Origin of the sequence: Longimonas sp. (assembly GCF_040409695.1) — a bacterium.
Classification (GTDB): Bacteria; Bacteroidota; Rhodothermia; order Rhodothermales; family Salinibacteraceae; genus Longimonas.
The window spans coordinates 1-3,677 of the sequence record NZ_JARWGJ010000002.1 but is presented as its reverse complement, the minus strand read 5'-3'; the positions used below and the strand labels follow the sequence as shown (position 1 = coordinate 3,677).

General features: G+C 55.9%; 7 protein-coding genes. All 7 read right to left on the bottom strand.

Features of this window, described 5'->3' with window-relative positions; all coding sequences use genetic code 11:
* Positions 1-836: 50S ribosomal protein L2 (gene rplB / locus PPP56_RS00050; RefSeq protein ID WP_353561491.1), on the bottom strand; the 836-nt coding region annotated here is incomplete at its 3' end.
* 78 nt (positions 837-914) lie between these two features.
* Complete coding sequence (gene rplW / locus PPP56_RS00045; RefSeq protein WP_353561489.1) at positions 915-1,214, bottom strand: 50S ribosomal protein L23; 300 nt, start codon at positions 1,212-1,214, stop codon at positions 915-917.
* Positions 1,215-1,259: 45 nt separating this feature from the next.
* A complete protein-coding gene (gene rplD / locus PPP56_RS00040) occupies positions 1,260-1,904 on the bottom strand; it encodes a 50S ribosomal protein L4 (RefSeq protein ID WP_353561487.1) in 645 nt (214 codons plus the stop codon).
* Positions 1,905-1,980: 76 nt separating this feature from the next.
* Complete coding sequence (rplC, locus tag PPP56_RS00035; protein ID WP_353561485.1) at positions 1,981-2,610, bottom strand: 50S ribosomal protein L3; 630 nt, start codon at positions 2,608-2,610, stop codon at positions 1,981-1,983.
* A 70-nt stretch (positions 2,611-2,680) separates the two neighbouring features.
* Positions 2,681-3,139, bottom strand: coding sequence for a hypothetical protein (locus tag PPP56_RS00030; RefSeq protein ID WP_353561483.1), 459 nt, complete (start codon positions 3,137-3,139; stop codon positions 2,681-2,683).
* A gap of 58 nt (positions 3,140-3,197) precedes the next feature.
* A complete protein-coding gene (gene rpsJ / locus PPP56_RS00025) occupies positions 3,198-3,509 on the bottom strand; it encodes a 30S ribosomal protein S10 (protein WP_098063350.1) in 312 nt (103 codons plus the stop codon).
* Positions 3,510-3,593: 84 nt separating this feature from the next.
* A partial coding sequence (locus PPP56_RS00020; RefSeq protein WP_353561493.1) for an EF-Tu C-terminal domain-related protein occupies positions 3,594-3,677 on the bottom strand: 84 nt, incomplete at its 5' end.

Below are 3,677 nucleotides of genomic sequence, written 5' to 3'. Positions count from 1 at the left end.
CGGCGCTTCTTGCGCTCGGTCCGCCGCCGAATGATGTATTTGTTGGATGTCTTGTTGCGTTTGCGGGTCTTGTAGCCCTTAGCAGGCACTCCTTTTCGGGAACGCGGGTGCCCCCCCGAAGCCCGCCCTTCACCACCACCCATTGGGTGGTCGACCGGGTTCATTGCGACCCCTCGTGTACGTGGACGGCGTCCGAGCCAGCGCTTCCGCCCGGCTTTGCCGAGCATGATGTTCATGTGGTCAACATTGCTGGTCGTTCCTACCGTAGCACGGCATTCTGCCGGCACAACGCGCGTCTCGCCCGAAGGCAGCTGCAGCGTCGCGAAATCGCCTTCACGGGCGGTGAGGCGCGCTTCAGTACCCGCAGCGCGCGCCATCTGTGCGCCTTTGCCAGGCTTCATTTCGATGGCATGCACAACAGTACCAAGCGGCATGTTGGAGAGCGGGAGGCAGTTGCCAAGATCAGGCGGGGCTGCCGGACCGCTTATTACGGTCGTTCCGACTTCAATCCCATCAGGAGCAATGATGTAACGCTTTTCCCCGTCGGCATACACGAGAAGGGCAATACGAGCCGACCGGTTTGGGTCGTACTCAACAGTTGCCACACGAGCTGGGATGTTGTCTTTCTGGCGCTTAAAGTCGATCTTGCGGTAACGGCGCTTGTGGCCGCCTCCTCGGTAACGCATGGTCATGCGCCCCTGGTTGTTGCGTCCACCCGACTTCTTAAGTGGCTCCAGCAAGCTCTTTTCTGGCTCCGTCTCAGTAATCTCGTCGAAGCCGGACACCGAGCGTTGGCGCTGGCTGTTTATATTTGGTTTTGACTTTTTAATCGACATAAGGCAGTTGCTATACTTGTGCAGGGCTCGTGCGCCTGCGTGATCCATTCAGTTTGTAGTGGATGCGGGGCGCATCAATTACACATCTTCAAAGAAGTCGATCTGCTCGCCTTCCGGATCAACTTCCACAATGGCTTTCTTAAATCCGGATGTTCGCCCTTCAATCATTGACCCCTGGCGAAACTGGCGGCGGCGTTTTCCAGGCACAATCTGCGTGCGGATTTTCTTGACACGCACGCCCGGGTAGCGCCGCTCAATGGCAGCTCGAATCTGCGGCTTGCTTGCTCCGAGGTTGACGACGAAGGAGTACTTTCCTTCGTACATCTGCTCGGTCGCCTTCTCTGTAAGGTGCGGTTCGATTAGAATGCGGTTGCTCATAGGTCAACTGGTTTCAGCATGATAGGGCGCAGCGGCACCGGCAGGTTACGCAGCTGCCGGATCCACAGATAGCAGGTCGGTCAGGTAGTCAAGGGCTCCACGTTGCAGGAGCACAGCGTCGGCATCCAGCACGTCGATTGTCGAGAGGCTCTGCACCTCGCGCACGCTTACCTTGTTAAGGTTACGCGCTGAGAGGTAGATCTCTTTCTCAAGATCGGCAGTCACGACCAGCACCTTTGTATCAGTCAAGTCATGCAGCGAGAGCAGCTCGCGCAGGTCTTTCGTGCTTGGCCGGTCCATGCTAAAGTCTTCGACTACATACAGGCTGTCGTTCTGTGCCTTGTATGAAAGGGCCGAGCGCCGAGCCAGGCGCGACGTCTTTTTGTTCACCTTCTGGTGGTACGAGCGCGGCCGTGGACCGTGGGCTCGTCCACCCGTCTGGCGGATGGGCGACTTGGCATCACCAGCACGCGCATTACCCGTGCCTTTCTGGCGATACAGCTTACGCCCACTTCCGCGCACGTCGCTGCGTTCTTTGGTCTTGTGCGTGCCTTGGCGCTTGTTCGCTTGAATCCGTTTCACATCAAGCCATATGACGTGGTCATTGGGTTCGATGTTAAAAACGGTAGGATCAAGCGCTACTGTTTCGCCTGAGGCTACGCCGTCTTCTTGTATAATTTCGAGATCCATGGTTCGGTTCTTGTGCAGAAGATGCAATCACTCGATGCGGTACGACCAGTGTGTACCGCTGTTTACCAGCAAGCCGTTATTTTTTGTGAAGCTCGACGTAGCTGTTTTTTGCGCCTGGCACGGACCCCTTCACGAGGATCGCGTTGTGATCGGGGAGGATCCGCACAACTTCCAGGTTCTTGATCATCGTGCGATCATTGCCCATCCGGCCGCCCATCCGCATCCCTTTAAAGACGCGTGAGGGGTCAGCTGAAGCACCAATCGAGCCAGGATGACGCTGCTGGTCAGACTGTCCGTGTGTACGCATCCCTACACCCGAAAATCCGTGGCGCTTTACAACGCCCTGAAACCCTTTTCCTTTCGAGATTCCGACTACGTCGATCACCTCGCCTTCCTCGAATACGTCATCCGGATGCAAGGCATCGCCACGGTCAAGCTCCTCGTCTGCAGGAGCAAATTCGACCAGCTTGCGCTTGGGCTCAGAGCCGGCACTCGCAAAGTGACCCTGTAGCGCCTTTGTGGTGTTTTTCTCTGGCTTACTGTCAAAAGCAAGCTGCACGGCGTCGTATCCATCGGGCCCATCGGCAGTCTTCACCTGGGTCACAATGTTGGGGCCGGCCTCGATGACAGTGCAGGCAATGTTATTGCCCGCATCATCAAAGATGCTGGTCATTCCTATCTTTTTGCCAATCAGTCCACTACTCATGACAGTCCGTCGAGTCAATTATGCCGATCAAAAAATGTTTTAACTTGGAGGCGCTGCAGCGTTGGCAGGCCTAATCAGGCAAGCGCTCAAGCAAGAGCGTTGCCCCGTCGTTCTCGGTCCAACTAAAAGTAGGAAGCAGTACAGCAAGCACAGGTGCTGGCCCAAAAGGACCGGGTCGTGCTCGAAGCGTTAGCCGTGTTCCTGTTTCAAAGTCAAACACCCACACCGCTTCGCGTTCGCTGTCAACAGCAAGCACAAGTTCGTTTGCTGCTATGATCTCAACACGTCCTTGCACATTGAGGGGCTCTTGGTCCGCTTCCGATGGTACGCCCCGCAATGTAAACCGTGGGGACTCGGAGGTCCGAAAGGTCAAAGTAGGCCCTTCGTCGTATCGAGAGCGTAGCGTCTCTGTAAAGTCGCCACGCGGGGTTGTTAGCATCTCAGAGATTTCCCACCTTCCTTCAAGCGCCTCAAGCTGTTCTTCTTTTGAGACGCTGGTGCATCCAACTGCTAAGAGGGATGCGCACACAAGCAAGATGGCTGCAAAGATGCTGCCCGCTTGCCTGAGGCGACCGGAGCTATTCGTATCACACTTTGATTTCAACATCTACCCCACTGGGAAGCTCAAGCTTCATGAGGGCGTCTACCGTCTCGCTGTTGGACGAGAGGATGTCGATAAGGCGTTTGTGATGACGCCGCTCAAACTGTTCACGGCTCTTTTTGTCTACGTGCGGACCCCGAAGTACCGTATATACCTTTTTCTTGGTCGGCAACGGAATCGGGCCGCTGACCACAGCACCTGTCGACTTGACCGTCCGAATAATCTTCTCGGCGCTCTTGTCGATCAGCATGTGATCGTATGACTTCAGCTTAATACGTATCTTTTGCTGGGTGGCCATTACAGTCAGTTTGTTTCAGCAGATGCAGATGAACACCGCAGGGCCCAGAATGACCCTGCGGCTGTGTGGGTGCAGATTCTCTTCTTAGTCGAGGATCTCGGTGACGACACCGGCGCCGACCGTGTGGCCGCCTTCGCGGATCGCAAACCGCAGCCCCTCTTCCAGAGC

Excerpts from the sequence above, each read along its gene's own strand:
- rplD (WP_353561487.1), bottom strand. The coding sequence starts at position 1,904 with ATGGATCTCGAAATTATACAAGAAGACGGCGTAGCCTCAGGCGAAACA.
- rplW (WP_353561489.1), bottom strand. The coding sequence starts at position 1,214 with ATGAGCAACCGCATTCTAATCGAACCGCACCTTACAGAGAAGGCGACC.
- rpsJ (WP_098063350.1), bottom strand. The coding sequence starts at position 3,509 with ATGGCCACCCAGCAAAAGATACGTATTAAGCTGAAGTCATACGATCAC.
- rplC (WP_353561485.1), bottom strand. The coding sequence starts at position 2,610 with ATGAGTAGTGGACTGATTGGCAAAAAGATAGGAATGACCAGCATCTTT.